The 16,739-nt window shown below is 35.1% G+C and carries 15 protein-coding genes; 13 read left to right on the forward strand and 2 right to left on the reverse strand.

Annotated elements, in window-relative coordinates:
* Positions 1 to 10: 10 nt before the first annotated feature.
* On the reverse strand, positions 11 to 604 hold the full coding sequence (locus tag ACM55F_RS02790) for a MiaE family protein (protein ID WP_416852182.1): 594 nt from the start codon (positions 602 to 604) through the stop codon (positions 11 to 13).
* Between the two features lie 125 nt (positions 605 to 729).
* Positions 730 to 2,004: a serine hydroxymethyltransferase gene (glyA, locus tag ACM55F_RS02795; RefSeq protein ID WP_416852183.1), complete on the reverse strand. Its 1,275-nt coding sequence runs from the start codon at positions 2,002 to 2,004 to the stop codon at positions 730 to 732.
* 108 nt (positions 2,005 to 2,112) lie between these two features.
* On the opposite strand from glyA, the gene fahA reads away from it, so the two are divergent.
* The 13 genes from fahA (at position 2,113) to argH (ending at position 16,673) form a co-directional block, all read left to right on the forward strand.
* Positions 2,113 to 3,396: a fumarylacetoacetase gene (fahA, locus tag ACM55F_RS02800; RefSeq protein ID WP_416852184.1), complete on the forward strand. Its 1,284-nt coding sequence runs from the start codon at positions 2,113 to 2,115 to the stop codon at positions 3,394 to 3,396.
* Positions 3,397 to 3,531: 135 nt separating this feature from the next.
* The gene (locus tag ACM55F_RS02805) at positions 3,532 to 4,716 is read left to right on the forward strand and encodes a hypothetical protein (protein ID WP_416852185.1); all 1,185 of its coding nucleotides are present in this window, start codon (positions 3,532 to 3,534) and stop codon (positions 4,714 to 4,716) included.
* 478 nt (positions 4,717 to 5,194) lie between these two features.
* The gene (locus ACM55F_RS02810; RefSeq protein ID WP_282717025.1) at positions 5,195 to 5,812 is read left to right on the forward strand and encodes a GNAT family N-acetyltransferase; all 618 of its coding nucleotides are present in this window, start codon (positions 5,195 to 5,197) and stop codon (positions 5,810 to 5,812) included.
* 4 nt (positions 5,813 to 5,816) lie between these two features.
* Positions 5,817 to 7,010: an argininosuccinate synthase gene (locus ACM55F_RS02815; RefSeq protein ID WP_039110645.1), complete on the forward strand. Its 1,194-nt coding sequence runs from the start codon at positions 5,817 to 5,819 to the stop codon at positions 7,008 to 7,010.
* Positions 7,003 to 7,980, forward strand: a complete 978-nt coding sequence (gene argC / locus ACM55F_RS02820) for an N-acetyl-gamma-glutamyl-phosphate reductase (RefSeq protein ID WP_416852186.1) — start codon at positions 7,003 to 7,005, stop codon at positions 7,978 to 7,980. Before ACM55F_RS02815 ends, argC begins: the two co-directional genes overlap by 8 nt.
* Positions 7,981 to 8,055: 75 nt before the next feature.
* Positions 8,056 to 9,192: an aspartate aminotransferase family protein gene (locus ACM55F_RS02825; protein ID WP_416852187.1), complete on the forward strand. Its 1,137-nt coding sequence runs from the start codon at positions 8,056 to 8,058 to the stop codon at positions 9,190 to 9,192.
* Between the two features lie 89 nt (positions 9,193 to 9,281).
* On the forward strand, positions 9,282 to 10,478 hold the full coding sequence (locus ACM55F_RS02830) for a glutamate-5-semialdehyde dehydrogenase (protein ID WP_416852188.1): 1,197 nt from the start codon (positions 9,282 to 9,284) through the stop codon (positions 10,476 to 10,478).
* 69 nt (positions 10,479 to 10,547) lie between these two features.
* Positions 10,548 to 11,351: a GNAT family N-acetyltransferase gene (locus ACM55F_RS02835; RefSeq protein WP_416852189.1), complete on the forward strand. Its 804-nt coding sequence runs from the start codon at positions 10,548 to 10,550 to the stop codon at positions 11,349 to 11,351.
* Between the two features lie 70 nt (positions 11,352 to 11,421).
* Positions 11,422 to 12,192 (forward strand): glutamate 5-kinase, encoded by a 771-nt coding sequence (gene proB / locus ACM55F_RS02840; protein WP_165151014.1) that lies wholly within the window; start codon positions 11,422 to 11,424, stop codon positions 12,190 to 12,192.
* 80 nt (positions 12,193 to 12,272) lie between these two features.
* A complete protein-coding gene (locus ACM55F_RS02845) occupies positions 12,273 to 13,220 on the forward strand; it encodes an N-acetylornithine carbamoyltransferase (RefSeq protein ID WP_416852190.1) in 948 nt (315 codons plus the stop codon).
* A complete protein-coding gene (gene argB, locus ACM55F_RS02850; RefSeq protein ID WP_416852191.1) occupies positions 13,210 to 13,995 on the forward strand; it encodes an acetylglutamate kinase in 786 nt (261 codons plus the stop codon). Before ACM55F_RS02845 ends, argB begins: the two co-directional genes overlap by 11 nt.
* Positions 13,996 to 14,155: 160 nt before the next feature.
* Entirely contained in the window at positions 14,156 to 15,226 is a 1,071-nt protein-coding gene (locus ACM55F_RS02855) for a M20 family metallo-hydrolase (RefSeq protein ID WP_416852192.1), read from the forward strand.
* A 166-nt stretch (positions 15,227 to 15,392) separates the two neighbouring features.
* On the forward strand, positions 15,393 to 16,673 hold the full coding sequence (gene argH / locus ACM55F_RS02860; protein ID WP_416852193.1) for an argininosuccinate lyase: 1,281 nt from the start codon (positions 15,393 to 15,395) through the stop codon (positions 16,671 to 16,673).
* Positions 16,674 to 16,739 lie beyond the last annotated feature (66 nt).

Genomic DNA, 16,739 nt, shown 5'->3' on the forward strand with positions numbered 1-16,739 from the left:
ACAATTAAATTTATCCATGAATCGTTTCACTTTTACCGTAATTTGTTATAATATTTTCTTCGAATTCAAGCCATTCTCGCCAACGTTTTTCAACATCAATTCCTACTCCATATTTCCGCGCATAGGTTATAAAAGTCGTATAATGACCCGCTTCGCTTTCCATCAAATCTCTGTAGAAAACAGATAATTCTTCGTCTTGGATGTTTTCCGAAAGCACTTTGAAGCGTTCACAACTTCTGGCTTCTATCATGGCTGAAAACAATAACCGTTCCACTAAGGCAGAAACTCTGCTTCCATCTCCGCTTTTCTTCATATACAAATACAATTCGTTCACATAATCATCTTTGCGTTCGCGACCTAATTTCAAACCACGCTTGATGATGATGTTGTGTACTTGCTCAAAATGATCAATTTCTTCTTTGGCCAAAGCCAATAAATCCTTCACTAAATCCTGATGTTCTGAGTTACTAGTGATAATTGTAATGGCATTTGTCGCTGCTTTTTGTTCACACCAGGCATGATCTGTCAAGATTTCTTCAATGTTTTTCTCTACAATATTCACCCATCTCGGATCGGTTGGTAATTTTAATCTTAGTACAGACATAATTTTTAAATCAAAATATTAAAAGTTCATAAAATCGAAAGTCGAAAGTCAAAATTAAGAAAGAACTATTAAATTCTTCCTCAAGACTTTCGACTTTCGACTTTAAAACTTTAAGACGTATTTATTTAGTATACGAAAATAGCTCTTTCGCTCATCATTTCGTTTACTTCAGCAGCTACTGCTTCGATAACATCTTCATTGGTGTGATCCACTAGAACTCTATCAATTAGAGCAACAATAGTTTCCATATCTTCTTCAACCAAACCACGAGTGGTAATCGCTGCAGTTCCCACACGAATTCCTGAAGTTACAAATGGTGATTTATCATCAAATGGAACCATGTTTTTATTTACCGTAATTTCTGCTTTTACCAATGCATTTTCAGCATCTTTTCCAGAAATGTTTTTGTTTCTTAAATCAATCAACATCATGTGGTTATCTGTACCTCCAGAAATTATTTCATATCCTCTTTTTACAAAAGCATCCGCCATTGCGTTAGCATTTTTTTGTAATTGCAAAGCATAAGTGAAAAATTCATCATTTAATGCTTCTCCAAATGCCACCGCTTTAGCAGCAATAATGTGCATCAAAGGACCTCCCTGATTTCCAGGAAAAACAGCTAAGTCTAATAGAGAAGACATCATTCTGAGTTCTCCTTTTGGAGTAGTTAAACCAAATGGATTTTCGAAATCTTTACCCATCAAAATCAAACCTCCACGAGGACCACGCAATGTTTTGTGAGTCGTAGTAGTTACAATATGACAATGAGGCAATGGATCATTCATCAAACCTTTAGCAATAAGTCCGGCAGGGTGAGAAATATCAGCCAATAAAATAGCACCGACACTGTCAGCAATTACTCTGAAACGCTCAAAATCCATATCACGAGAATAAGCCGAAGCTCCTGCGATGATTAATTTTGGTTGTTCTTTTGTTGCTATTTCTTGAATTTTATCGTAATCTAATCTTCCAGTTTCCTTATCTACACCATAGAAAGAAGGCGTATATAAACGTCCAGAAAAGTTTACTGGAGAACCGTGAGTTAAGTGTCCACCATGTGACAAATCAAAACCTAAAATTTTATCTCCAGGTTTGATACAAGCGTGATAAACTGCTGTATTCGCTTGTGAACCAGAGTGCGGCTGTACATTTGCGTAAGCAGCACCAAATAATTCTTTGGCTCTGTCAATAGCAATTTGCTCAATAACATCAACTACTTCGCAACCGCCGTAGTATCTTTTGCCAGGATATCCTTCTGCATATTTATTGGTTAAAACTGAACCAGCTGCTTCCATTACTTCGTCACTTACGAAGTTTTCCGAAGCGATAAGTTCTAATCCGTGTATTTGTCTTTCTTGTTCTTCTAGAATAAGGTCAAAAATTTGTTCGTCGCGTTGCATTTCTTTGATTTTCGTTAATATGTTGCAAAAATACAAAAAAACGTTTGGTTAATAGTTAGATTATAATATATTTGATGAGTAATTTTCAACAAAATAATTAACATCCATATGCCTATAACTGCCAACAATACTAATAGAAAATCATGGTTAGAAGTAGCTGCCAGTAGTGATTTCCCCATTCAAAACATTCCTTTTGGTGTTTTTCTTACTAAAGAAAACATAGTAACTGTAGGGACTAGAATTGGAGATTTCGCTATCGATTTGGGAGCTTTACAACAATTAAATTATTTTGAAGGTATTGAGCTGACGGATGATATGTTCATGCAAGACACTTTGAATGATTTTATTTCTGATGGTCAGAAAACGTGGCGTTTGGTTCGAAATCGTATCGCCGAAATTTTTGACGAAAAAAATCCAAAATTACGCGATAATGTAAGAGAAAGAGATATTGTCATCTTTAAAATGGAAGACGTAGAAATGCAATTACCAGTACTAATAGGTGATTATACTGACTTTTATTCCAGTAAAGAGCATGCTACTAATGTAGGAAAAATGTTCCGCGATCCTGAAAACGCACTATTACCCAACTGGCTTCATATACCTGTGGGCTACCATGGAAGAAGCTCTACTATTGTCCCTTCGGGAATTCCAGTACACAGACCAATGGGACAAACGTTGCCAAATGGCGAAATCACACCTGTTTTTGGTCCTTCCCGTTCAGTAGATTTTGAATTGGAAACGGCTTTTATAACAACCGACGTCAATATTATGGGAGAAAATATTCCTATAAATGAAGCCGAAGATTATATTTTTGGAATGGTTTTATTGAATGACTGGAGTGCCCGCGATATTCAAAAATGGGAATATGTGCCACTAGGACCATTCTTGGCAAAAAACTTTGCCACTTCAATCTCACCTTGGATTGTCACTATGGATGCTTTGGAACCGTTTAGAACTAAAGGTCCAAAACAAGAACCTACTCCGTTACCTTATTTACAACAAAAAGGAAAGCATTCTTTCGACATCAATTTAGAAGTGGCAATTCAACCTGAAAATGCCGAAGAAACAGTTGTTTCTCATTCTAATTTTAAATATTTATACTGGTCAATGTGTCAACAATTAGCACATCATACCTCTAATGGTTGTCGCGTAAATTCTGGAGACATGATGGGATCAGGAACAATCTCAGGACCAACCGAAGATAGTTTTGGTTCCATGCTAGAATTAACTTGGGGAGGAAAAAACCCTATAAAAATGAATGACGGGACAGAACGTAAATTCATCAATGATAACGACACTGTAATCATGAAAGGATTTTGTCAAAATGGGCAAGTTCGCATTGGTTTTGGCGAAGTTTCCAGTAAGTTACTTCCACCATTCGTAAGAAAATAAAAAATTAAAAATATACTTTTCAAAACCTAACATTTATTCTATTTTTGTTAGGTTTTTTTGTGGCATTATTTTTGAAATTTGAATTTAAAAAACAGGATTACAGCTTCAAACGAACACCTACTTACTTTTTTGCTTATGAAAAAAATTACTCTTTTATTATCGCTGTTTATTCTTGCTTCGTCTTGTGGCGTAAAGCAAACTCAAAACTTATTAAGCTCCGGAAATTACGATCAGGCAATTGACAATGCCATTTCTAATTTACGAACCAATAAAGACAAAAAAGGCAAGCAGGAATATGTTTATTTACTGGAAGAGGCTTTCGCCAAAGCCAAAGAGCGTGATTTAAATACGATAAACTTATTGGCAAAAGAGGCAAATCCGGCGCAATTGGAAAAAATGTACACCACGTATATACAATTGAACAACCGTCAGGAAAAAATCAAACCATTGCTTCCTTTGAAATTAATTAAAGAAGGTAGAAATGCGATTTTTCCTTTTGACAATTATAATGACCAAATTATAGACAGTAAAAATGCCTTGTCAGCTTATTTGTATGCCAATGCAAAAAAGTTAATGCTAACTTCAGACAAGATGAATTTCCGCAAGGGGTATGATGATTTAGATTATTTGAATCAAATAAATCCAAATTACAAAAATGTTTTGCAACTCATGGATGAAGCTAAATTCAAAGGTTCTGATTATGTTTCGGTTTACACCAAAAACGAAACCAACATGATTATTCCAGCTCGTCTGCAAAATGATTTGTTGGATTTTAGCACCTATGGATTAAATGATAAATGGATCGTTTACCACAGTAACAAACAAAGAGGAATTGATTATGATTATGGCATGATGATTAATTTTAGACAAATCTATATTTCACCAGAACAAATCAAAGAGAGAGAATTTGTAAAGGAACGTATGATAAAAGATGGGGTAAAAAAACTGATTGATGCTAATGGAAAAGAAGTTTTAGACGAAAAAGGCAAAGTGGTTATGGTTGACAATCTTAGAACCGTAAACGCCCGAATTTATGAATTTAGACAATTTAAATCCTGCCAAATTACCGCAAAAATTGATTATATAAATCTGAAAAGCAATCAATTAATCCAGTCCTTCCCGCTAACAAGTGAGTTTATTTTCGAAAATATTTATGCAACCTATAAAGGAGACCGACGCGCTTCTGACGATAATTATTATTCTTATTTTGATAAAAGAGCAATCGCTTTTCCTAGCAGTGAACAAATGATTTATGATACTGGAGAAGATTTGAAAGCCAAATTAAAAGACATTATCAGTCGAAATAGATTTCGAAACTAATTATCTTAATCAATAGAAAAAGAACGACTCCCTGAACATAAATTACTTCAGGGAGTTTTTAATTTACAAAAAAAAACAAACATTGTATTAAATTTTTGTTACAAAAAACAAAACAAGCCTTGTGTTTAAAAAATAATTGTATTTTTGCACCCATGAATAATATAAGTGTACATATAACTTCTATATCACGGACAAACAGACCTACGGCTTCTCCCGAAGTACGGATGCTATAATATAGTACCCACAACGTGTTTTGTTTTTGTTTTTATTCATTTTTCATATATACCGTTTTGAAATTATCCCAGTTAACCATTGGATTAGTATATCCTAAAAAAACTATATTTCCTTGCTCATTAGCCTACACAACGCTATGCTTAGGATCAATGTCTTTTTATGCATCTATTTTAATTGATTGGTATGACTCTTGTTTTCAAAACTTGAATCCAACTCATTTTTTAACTCAAAATAATCTCTTGAAATGAAAATTTCTATCGTTGTAACTCAGGAAGAACATTATAAGTATTCGCAGGAAATATGCGATACTATTGAATCGTCCGCCTTATTAAGAGGTACTGGGATTGCTAAAAGAACTCCGGAATACATCCAAAAAAAGATGGAAAGCAAAGATGCTGTCATTGCATTAGACAATGGTAAATTTGCTGGTTTTTGCTATATCGAAAGTTGGCAACACGGAAAATTTGTAGCACATTCTGGTTTGATTGTACATCCTGATTACAGAAATTTAGGCTTAGCAAAAAAAATCAAATCATTTGTTTTTGATTATTCATTGGAAAAATATCCAGAGGCTAAGGTTTTTGGAATCACGACTGGTTTAGCGGTAATGAAAATCAATTCAGATTTGGGTTACAAACCTGTACCTTTTTCAGAATTGACCAGCGATCCAAGTTTTTGGAAAGGATGTCAAACGTGTACCAATTATGAAATCCTAAAAAGTAAAGACAACAAAATGTGCTTGTGTACCGGAATGCTTTATGATCCAAAAGAAAAACCTAAAGACCCGCCTAAACATCCATTTAATGTCAGAGTATTAAACAGATTAAAATCAATTAAAGAAGCCTTGTTCTTAAAAAAATAATATCATGAAAAAAGTTGTATTAGCTTATAGTGGAGGATTAGACACCTCATATTGCCTGAAATATTTAAAAAACGAAAAAGGATATGAAGTTCATACCGTTCTTATAAATACAGGCGGATTTGACGAAGCTGAACTAGCCGCTATTGAAGAAAGAGCCTACGAATTAGGAAGTGCGCAACATGCAAATCTTACCATTGTAGATAAATATTACGATAAAGCCATTAAATATTTGATTTATGGAAATGTATTAAAAAATAATACCTATCCATTATCCGTAAGTGCAGAACGTGTTTTTCAAGCTATCGAAGCGATTAAATATGCAAAATCTGTTGGTGCAGAAGCAATCGCCCACGGAAGTACTGGCGCAGGAAATGACCAAATTCGTTTTGATTTAATTTTCCAAACCATTGCGCCCGAAATTGAAATCATCACTCCTATTAGAGATTTAAAATTATCAAGACAGGAAGAAGTTGATTATTTATCTAAAAATGGAGTTCATTATTCTTGGGAAAAAGCACAATATTCCATTAATAAAGGATTGTGGGGAACAAGCGTAGGTGGTAAAGAAACATTGACCTCAAATCAAACTTTACCAAGTGAAGCCTACCCTTCGCAATTACAAAAAACTGGAGAAGAGAAAGTCACACTACAATTTGAAAAAGGACAATTAGTAGGTATCAACGGGACATTGGACACACCAACAAAAAACATCGTTGCATTAGAAAAATTAGCCAGCGCTTATGCAATTGGTAGAGATATTCATGTGGGTGATACGATAATCGGAATTAAAGGAAGAGTTGGTTTTGAAGCCGCTGCACCTTTAATCATCATCAAAGCACACCATTTATTGGAGAAACATACGCTGGGTAAATGGCAACAATACTGGAAAGAACAGCTAGGAAACTGGTACGGAATGTTGTTTCATGAAGGACAATTCTTAGACCCTGTAATGAGAAACATTGAGGCTTTTCTAGAAGATACTCAAACGACTGTAAATGGAACCGTTATCGTTTCTTTAAAACCATATCACTTTACATTGGACGGAATTGAATCTGAAAATGATTTAATGAATACCGGTTTTGGTCAATATGGAGAAATGAACAACGCCTGGACATCTGACGATGCCAAAGGATTTATCAAAATTCTTGGGAATGCCCAAAACATATTTTCATCTGTAAACAAACTGACACATGATTAATATTGGAATAATTGGTGGTTCGGGTTACACAGCGGGGGAACTCATCAGAATATTGATGTTTCATCCCAATGCTACACTTGATTTTGTTTACAGCACGACAAACGCTGGAAAACCCCTTTCGGTTGCGCATCACGATTTGATGGGCGATATCGAAATGAATTTTACCGATACTGTAAATCCAAATGTGAATGTTGTTTTCTTGTGCTTAGGACACGGTAAATCAAAATCATTTTTAGAGCAAAATCAATTTGCGAGTCATACCAAAATCATCGATTTAGGAAATGATTTCAGATTGACAAAAGACAAAGATTTTGACAGCAAAACTTTCGTTTACGGCTTACCTGAATTGAATAAAACGGTTATCAAAAACGCTCAATTTATAGCTAATCCAGGTTGTTTTGCAACAGCGATTCAACTAGCATTATTGCCACTGGCCAAAAACGAAATGCTTACGACAGACGTTCATATCAATGCCACAACCGGAAGCACGGGAGCTGGAGTTTCACCTTCGGAAACGACGCATTTTAGTTGGAGATCGAATAATATGTCGCATTACAAAGCTTTTGAGCACCAACATTTAGGCGAAATAAACCAAAGTGTCAACCAATTGCAAGCGGACTATACAAACGAATTGATTTTTGTACCCAACAGAGGTGATTTTGCAAGAGGAATTTTTGCAACATTATACACAACAATCGAAGAAAGTCTGGAAGATGTAGTGGCTAAATACGAAGCTTTTTACAAAGACCAACCTTTTGTAACTGTAACTACCACTGGAATCAACATGAAACAAGTGATTCAAACGAACAAGTGCATTATTAGTTTAATGAAAAAAGGAAACCGGTTATTGATTACTTCAGTAATTGATAATTTAACAAAAGGAGCCTCAGGACAAGCCATTCAAAACATGAATTTAATGTTTGGATTGGATGAAGCCACAGGATTGCATTTGAAACCAAGCGGATTCTAAATGTTTATATGGTTAATCGTTAATTCGGTTAATCGATTAAACAAATAACCCATTAACCGATTAAACTTTAAAAAAATGAACTTATTTGACGTTTACCCTTTATACAACATCACTCCTGTAAAAGCACTGGATTGCACAATTACAGATGAAAATGGTGTGGAATATTTAGATTTATATGGTGGCCATGGAGTAATTTCCATTGGACACACCCAGCCTGATTATGTTGCCAAATTAAAAAATCAATTGGATAACATTGGTTTTTATTCCAATGCCATTCAGAATCCATTGCAAGTAGAATTAGCAACCAAATTAGGAAAACTTTCAGGATTGGAAGATTACACTTTATTCTTATGCAGTTCTGGAGCTGAAGCCAATGAAAACGCTTTGAAATTAGCCTCTTTTCACAACAATAAAACCAGAGTAATTGCTTTTGATAATTCCTTTCACGGAAGAACTTCTGCGGCAGTTGCCGTTACTGATAACAAAAAAATTGTTGCGCCGATCAATGCACAGCAAATCGTTACTTTTTTACCATTGAATAACATCCAATTGGTAGAAAACGAACTAAAAAAAGGAGATGTTTCTTCTGTTATTATCGAAGGAATTCAAGGCGTTGGCGGTTTAGACCAGGGAACAACTGAATTTTTTCAGTCATTAGAAAAAATATGTGCCACTTACGATGCCGTTTTGATTTTGGACGAAGTGCAATCAGGATACGGAAGAAGCGGAAAGTTTTTTGCACACCAACATCATGACATCAAAGCAGATATTATTTGCTTGGCGAAAGGAATGGGTAACGGATTTCCTATTGGCGGAATCTTGATTTCTCCAAAATTCACAGCGAGTTATGGATTATTGGGAACTACTTTCGGCGGAAACCATTTGGCTTGTGCTGCTGGAATTGCGGTTTTGGATGTGATTGAAAGTCAAAAATTAATGGATAACGTAAATGACGTTTATGACTATTTTTTAGAAGCAATCAAACAAGTTCCTGAAGTTATCAAAGTAAAAGGAAAAGGATTAATGCTAGGTGTAGAATTTGATTTTGACGTAAGTACACTTCGTAAAAAAATGATTATTGACAAACATATTTTCACGGGAAATGCTAATAATAAAAACTTATTAAGAATTCTTCCTCCATTGACAATCAAGAAGGAAGCAATCGACACCTTTATTATAGCTTTAAAAGAAACATTGGCAGAATTGAAATGATTTTTTTAAACATATAAGCCATCTAAGCTCTTAAACTTATATGACTTATATGTTTAGATTTTTTTCTAAAATAGTAAAACCAAAAACTAATGAACCACTTATTACCAATAGAAAAACGAAATGCAGTTTTAAGTCGCATGGCCGAACTTCTTGAACAAGAAAGAGCTAATCTTAAGACTATAAATCAACAAGATTTAAATAATTATTCTGGGGATGATTTGGCCATGGAAAAACGTTTATTGGTTGATGATGCCAAAATTGACGGCATGATTTTATCCATGCAACAATTAGCAAGTCAAGAAGATCCTATTGGCGTGGAACGTTTTAATTTCGACCATGAAAACGGAATGAGAATCATCAATAAAACAGCGGCTTTTGGAACCATAATGATTATTTATGAATCCAGACCCGATGTTACTGTTGAAGCAGGCGGAATCGCTTTTAAATCCGGAAATAAAATTTTACTTAAAGGTGGAAAAGAATCTTTACAATCCAACTTAAAAATTGTAGAATTGTGGCATCAAGCTTTAAAAGAAAACAATGTTGCTACAGCATGGGTGGAATACTTGAATTACAATCGAGAAGAAACGCAGGCATTTTTGGAGAAACCAACACAAAAAGTGGATTTAATCGTTCCTCGTGGTGGTGAGAAATTGATTGCTTTTGTAAAAAAACATGCCACTTGCCCAGTGATTATAAGTGGGCGAGGAAATAATTTTGTGTATGTAAATAAGGAAGCCGATTTAAAAAAAGCGCTTGATATTATTATTAACGGAAAGACTTCAAACATATCTGTTTGCAATGCTTTAGATAAAGTTTTAATTGATACAAATCTTGAAAATTGGGAAGCTTTTGCTAAAAAAATAATTACGGAATTACAACAAAAAAACGTTACCGTTTTAGGAGATGAAAGCATTTCAAGAGTAGCAAATATTCCTCAGATCGAATCGGATTTAATTTGGTACGAAGAGTTTTTAGATTATAAAATTGTCATCGGAACAACCAATTCGGATCAAGAAGCAATTAACAAAATAAATAAATATTGTGGCGGACATTCGGCTTCGATAATCACAAAAAATGATGCAATTGCTCAGGAATTCATGGAAAATGTAGATACTGCAGCCGTTTATCAAAATGCCTCTACCCGATTTACCGATGGAGGGCAATTTGGTTTAGGTGGCGAATTGGCGATAAGCACAGACAAATTACACCAAAGAGGCCCAATTGGATTGCAACATTTAGTTACTAATAAATGGTATATTTACGGAAATGGACAAATCAGGTAGATTAACTTACTGTTAATTCTGAGATACAAGCAATCTATCTCTAATTCCTGACCAACATAGTTGATAAAAATGACAATAGAAATATTAAACAATAGTGATGTTAATTTATTAAATGATTTACAGCCTTTAGGTTGGGGTACTATTTTACCGGTTCATGAGTTTTATACAACGAACACAGATTTTTGCTTTCCAATTCGAGTAAATAACGACAATAAAATAGTCGGAATCGGAACAGCTATCATTCATAACGATGTTGCTTGGCTAGGACACATTATTGTTCATCCTGAGAATAGAAAACAAGGAATAGGAAAATTAATCACTCAATCTTTGGTAAATGATTCGATGGCTAAAAATTGCGATACTATTTATCTAATAGCAACAGATCTTGGAGCTCCGGTTTATACAAAAATTGGTTTTGAAACGGAAACGGAATATCTGTTTTTCAAAGATATAAAAGCAAATGAATCCTGGGAAATTTCTAATAATATCATACCATTTCATTCGGACCATAAAGAAGAAATTGCTACTATTGATAAATTAACAACTGGAGAGGATAGAATGTTTCATTTAGAGAAACACCTTCAAGATGGTTTTGTTTATCACAATAATGCAATTATAGAAGGATTTTATCTACCTACTTTTGGTGAAGGTTTAATTCTTGCTAAAACTAAAGAAGCTGGGGTTGAACTTATGAAATTGAGATTTACACACCATGAAAATGCCGTTTTTCCGAAAGATAATATTGATGCTGTTCATTTTCTTCATAAATATGGATACAAAGAATTTAAGACTGCTAAAAGAATGAGATTAGGGAAATTAAGAGATTGGAATCCCTCATATATTTATAATAGAATTGGAGGAAATATAGGTTAAATGGTTAACTGTGATTGAGAGGTATGATGCATTTTTATTTCTTTCACATATTAGCTATAAAAACAAAAAAATGGACAAATCAGGTAAAAAAAGAATTTTATTAAAGTTAGGAAGCAATACCTTAACCAAAGAAACCAATCACATTTCGAGAGGAAAGATTGAAGATATTGGAATGCAAATAGCGGCATTGAAAGATGATTATGAGTTTATTATTGTAAGTTCCGGTGCGATTGCTGCGGCCAAACAATTTGTAAAACTGGATAACCACGATAAAGATGTTTTTGTAAAACAAGCGTTAGCGTCTATTGGGCAACCTCATCTGATGCGGATTTACCACGAAAACTTTAGCGATTTAGGTTTGCATACCTCACAGTGTTTGCTTTCGTATTCTGATTTTGAAAAAAAACAAACCAAGCTCAATATCGTCAACACGATAAATGTATTGGTCAAAAATAGTTATATTCCAATTATCAATGAAAATGATACCGTTGCAACGGATGAAATTCAGTTTGGAGACAATGATAAATTAGCCGCTTTAACCGCCGTTTTATTAAATGTGGATATTCTTATCATTGCTACCAATACGAACGGGATTTACACCAAATCATCCATCCATGATGCCGTTCCTGAAACGATTTCTTTGGTAACTGACTTAAAATTATTGGAAAAAGAGATTGGCGATTCTAAATCTTCGCACGGAACCGGTGGGATGCAATCTAAAATAGAAGCATCGGCAATTGCCAAAGCCGCTAATATCGAAACCTGGATTGTCAATGGATTGGAAGACAACTTTATTTTGAAAGCTTTAAAAAACGAAATACCTTTTACTAAAATAATTTAATTCGAATATTGGGTTTTTAGATTGTTAGACTTTTGGACAATTCATAATTCATAATTCATAATTCATAATTCATAACTAAAATGAACTACATCTCCATACAAAACATAGATTCGCTCAACAAATGGGTGAAACAAGCATTAAAAATCAAGAAAAAACCACTTAAAAACAAAAAACTGGGTAAAAATAAAACCTTGGGGATGTTGTTTTTTAATTCCAGTTTGAGAACGCGTTTGAGTACGCAAAAAGCAGCTTTGAATCTAGGAATGAACGTCATGGTAATGAATTTTACCAGTGAAGGTTGGACATTAGAATTTGAAGATGGTGCTATCATGAACTCCGGTGCTTCGGAACATATTAAAGAAGCGGCAGCAGTTGTTTCTCAATATTGCGATATTATTGCCATCAGGGCTTTTGCAGGACTTGTAGACAAAGAAAAAGACAATGCCGAAACCGTTCTTATGGGTTTCTTAAAATATGCCACTGTGCCTATTGTTAATATGGAAAGTGCTACAGGACATCCATTACAATCACTAGCCGATGCCATTACTATGGCAGAACACAGAACGGAACACAGACCAAAAGTAGTTTTGACTTGGGCACCGCATCCCAGAGCATTGCCTCAGGCTGTTCCCAATTCCTTTGTGCAGATGATGCAGTTGCAAGATGCAGACTTTGTCATTACGCATCCCGAAGGGTACGAATTGAATCCTGAAATCACGAAAGATTCCAAGATTGAATACGACCAGGACAAAGCTTTCGAAAATGCCGATTTTATCTATGCCAAAAATTGGAGCAATTATAACGATTATGGTCAAATTACAAATTCCGACCCAAACTGGACCGTAACTGCCGATAAAATGAAACTGACCAACAATGCTAAATTCATGCACTGTTTGCCGGTAAGACGTAATGTAATTGTTACTGATGAAGTAATCGACAGCGAAAATTCAATTGTTATCGAACAAGCCAATAATAGAACCTATGCCGCACAATTAGTGTTACAAAAAATATTGGAAAATGGAAAATAAAAAGCCGGTAACCCTAATAAAAATTGGAGGAAACATCATTGATAATCCAACGGAATTATCACAATTTTTATCTGATTTTTCTAAGATTGAAGGGTATAAAGTACTCGTTCATGGCGGAGGAAAATCAGCTACTAAAATGGCGGAAAGCATTGGTTTAGTTCCTCAAATGATTGACGGACGCCGCATTACCGATGCCGCTATGCTCGATGTTGTTGTGATGATTTATGCCGGTCAAATCAACAAAAATATCGTTGCCCAATTACAAGCGAATTCCACCAATGCGATGGGATTTTCTGGTGCTGATGGAAATTTAATTCAATCGGATAAAAGAAACCATCCTACAATCAATTATGGTTTTGTGGGCGATGTCAAAAAAGTAAACACACAATTATTGGAAACGTTGCTTTCAAATGGTATAGTCCCTGTATTTTGTGCGATAACACACGATGGAAAAGGACAATTATTAAACACTAATGCGGATACGATTGCCAGCGAATTAGCGATTGCTTTATCGGAAGTTTTTGATGTCACTTTGAATTATTGCTTCGAAAAACCAGGCGTTTTATATGATGCCGAAGACGATTCTTCCGTAATTGAGAACATCAATCAAGAATTATATTCCAAATTAAAAGCCGAAAAAGCGATACATTCCGGTATGATTCCTAAATTAGACAACTGTTTCAATAGTTTATCTAAAGGAGTTAAAAAAATAAAAATTGGTCATCACAGGATGTTGCAAGACTCGAAAGTAATTTGCACTAGTATAGAACTATAGTTAATTTGCCACAAAGACACGAAGACACAAAGAAATAATTTAAAGTACACTTAAAAACTTTCTTAATTTATGGCTTTGTGACAAAAAAGTAGATAACAAACTTCGTGACTTTGCGCCTTCGTGGCAAAAAAAAGTACCATCGTGGCAAAATAAATAAAATATGAAGAGTATAGAAATCCTTACACAAGAAGCCATTGCGCTATTAAAATCGCTGATTGAAACGCCTTCATTTTCAAGTGAAGAAGACAAAACAGCACTTTTAATCGAAAATTGGTTTACACAAAATAGTATCCCTTTCGAAAGAGAGAATAATAATATTTGGGCTTTCAATAAGAATTTTGATAAGTCCAAACCAACACTTTTACTCAATTCACATCACGATACCGTAAAACCAAACCAAGGCTATACCAACGATCCTTTTGAGGCCATCGTAAAAGACGGTAAATTATTTGGATTGGGAAGTAATGATGCCGGAGGCTGCCTGGTTTCTCTTTTAGCCACTTTTGTTCATTTTTATTCAAATGAAAATCTGCCTTACAATATTGTGATGGTCGCTTCAGCCGAAGAAGAAAGCAGCGGAAAAAATGGATTAAACAGCGTTTTGAAACATTTACCGGAACTGGAATGTGCTATTGTAGGCGAACCTACTTTGATGCAATTGGCTGTTGCCGAAAAAGGTTTATTGGTACTCGATGTCATCGTTAAAGGTACTGCCAGTCACGCCGCCCATAATAATCTGGATAATCCTATTTACAATGCGATACCCGTTATCGAGTGGTTTAACAGCTATCCATTTGAAAAAATATCGGAGGTTTTAGGTCCCGTAAAAATGACCGTAACACAAGTGGCTGCAGGAAAACAGCACAATGTAGTTCCTGCGGAATGTCATTTGGTTGTCGATATCAGAGTGAATGATTGTTACAGCAATCAAGAAATTTTAGATACCGTGAGAAAACATTTGACTGCCGAAGTCAATCCGCGTTCCATGCATTTAAACGCGTCTTCGATTCCTGTGGCACACGGATTAGTACAAGCCGGAATCGCACTGGGAAGAACCACTTATGGCTCGCCTACCCTTTCGGATCAATCTGTTTTGAGTTGTCAATCCTTGAAATTAGGGCCTGGCGAAACCCTGCGGTCGCACTCGGCAGACGAATTTATATTTATAAACGAAATAGAAGAAGGAATTCAATTGTATATCAAAATACTAACTGATTTTTTCAAACAATAAAATAATTTGGAGCTAATCCCGCTATCCGCTATATCTTTTCCTGGCTAAAGAAGCCAGAAAAAGGATATCGCTTCAAACGAAGTTCACTGAACTCCTATGAAAATAGAAATTAAGTGAAGTAATCGGGGCTAAAAATCTAACAGTCTAAAAATCTAATTATCCATATATGAAACTTTGGGAAAAAGGAATACCAACCGATAAACAAATTGAACATTTCACTGTTGGAAACGACAGGGAACTGGATTTAGTTCTGGCAAAATATGATGCATTAGGTTCTATTGCACACGCAAAAATGCTGGGACAAATCGGGCTTTTAACAGACTCCGAAACTGTTTCTTTGGTTTTGGCTTTGGAAGAAATAATAAAAGACGTTACAAACGGTAAATTCGAAATCGAAGACAGCTTTGAAGACGTGCATTCCAAAATTGAATATTTACTAACAGTTAAACTTGGAGACGCCGGAAAGAAAATTCACACCGCCCGTTCTCGTAATGACCAAGTTTTGGTAGACGTTAATTTATATCTTAAAGATGTCGTTGCAGCATTTAAAGAGCAAGTAAAAAGCTTGTTCGATTTGCTAATGGAATCCGCAGACAAACACCAAAATGTGTTGTTGCCAGGATACACGCACCTTCAAATTGCTATGCCTTCTTCTTTCGGAATGTGGTTTTCCGCTTACGCCGAAACTTTGATTGATGATATTACGATGTTGAATGCCGCTTTGAAAATTGTGGACCAAAACCCATTAGGTTCAGCCGCAGGTTACGGAAGTTCGTTTCCTATCAACAGAACATTCACCACACAGGAATTGGGTTTTGAAACTTTAAAATTCAATTCGGTAGCTGCTCAAATGAGCCGTGGAAAATCAGAGAAAACAGTGGCTTTTGCCATGAGTAGCGTGGCAGCAACTTTAGCGAAGTTCTCGATGGATGTTTGTTTGTATATGAGCCAGAATTTTGATTTCATCACTTTGCCGTCGCATCTTACAACCGGTTCGAGCATCATGCCACACAAAAAAAATCCAGATGTTTTTGAGTTGATTCGTGGAAAATGCAACAAAATTCAAGCCTTACCTTATGAAATCACTTTAATCACCAACAACCTTCCAAGTGGCTATCACAGGGACTTACAATTGTTGAAAGAAGGATTGTTTCCAGCGATTCAAAACCTGAAAGCATGTTTGGATATCGCTATTTTTGCGATTAAAGACATTAAAGTAAAAGAGCATATTTTAGACGATAAAAAATACGATTATTTGTTTACGGTAGATTCCTTAAACGAAATGGTAGTTGCAGGAATGCCTTTTAGAGATGCCTATAAAGCCGTAGCCGAACAATTAGAAAATGGCACTTTTAAATCGCCAAAAGAAACCAAACATACGCATGAAGGAAGTATCAACAACCTTTGTTTAGACGCTATAAAAGAGAAGATGAAAAGTTCTTATTAATTCAAAACCAAAATAATTGTTAAAAAAAAATCCATTCAGCAACGAATGGATTTTTTTATATTTTAA

The organism is Flavobacterium melibiosi, assembly GCF_048158545.1.
Taxonomy (GTDB): domain Bacteria; phylum Bacteroidota; class Bacteroidia; order Flavobacteriales; family Flavobacteriaceae; genus Flavobacterium; species Flavobacterium melibiosi.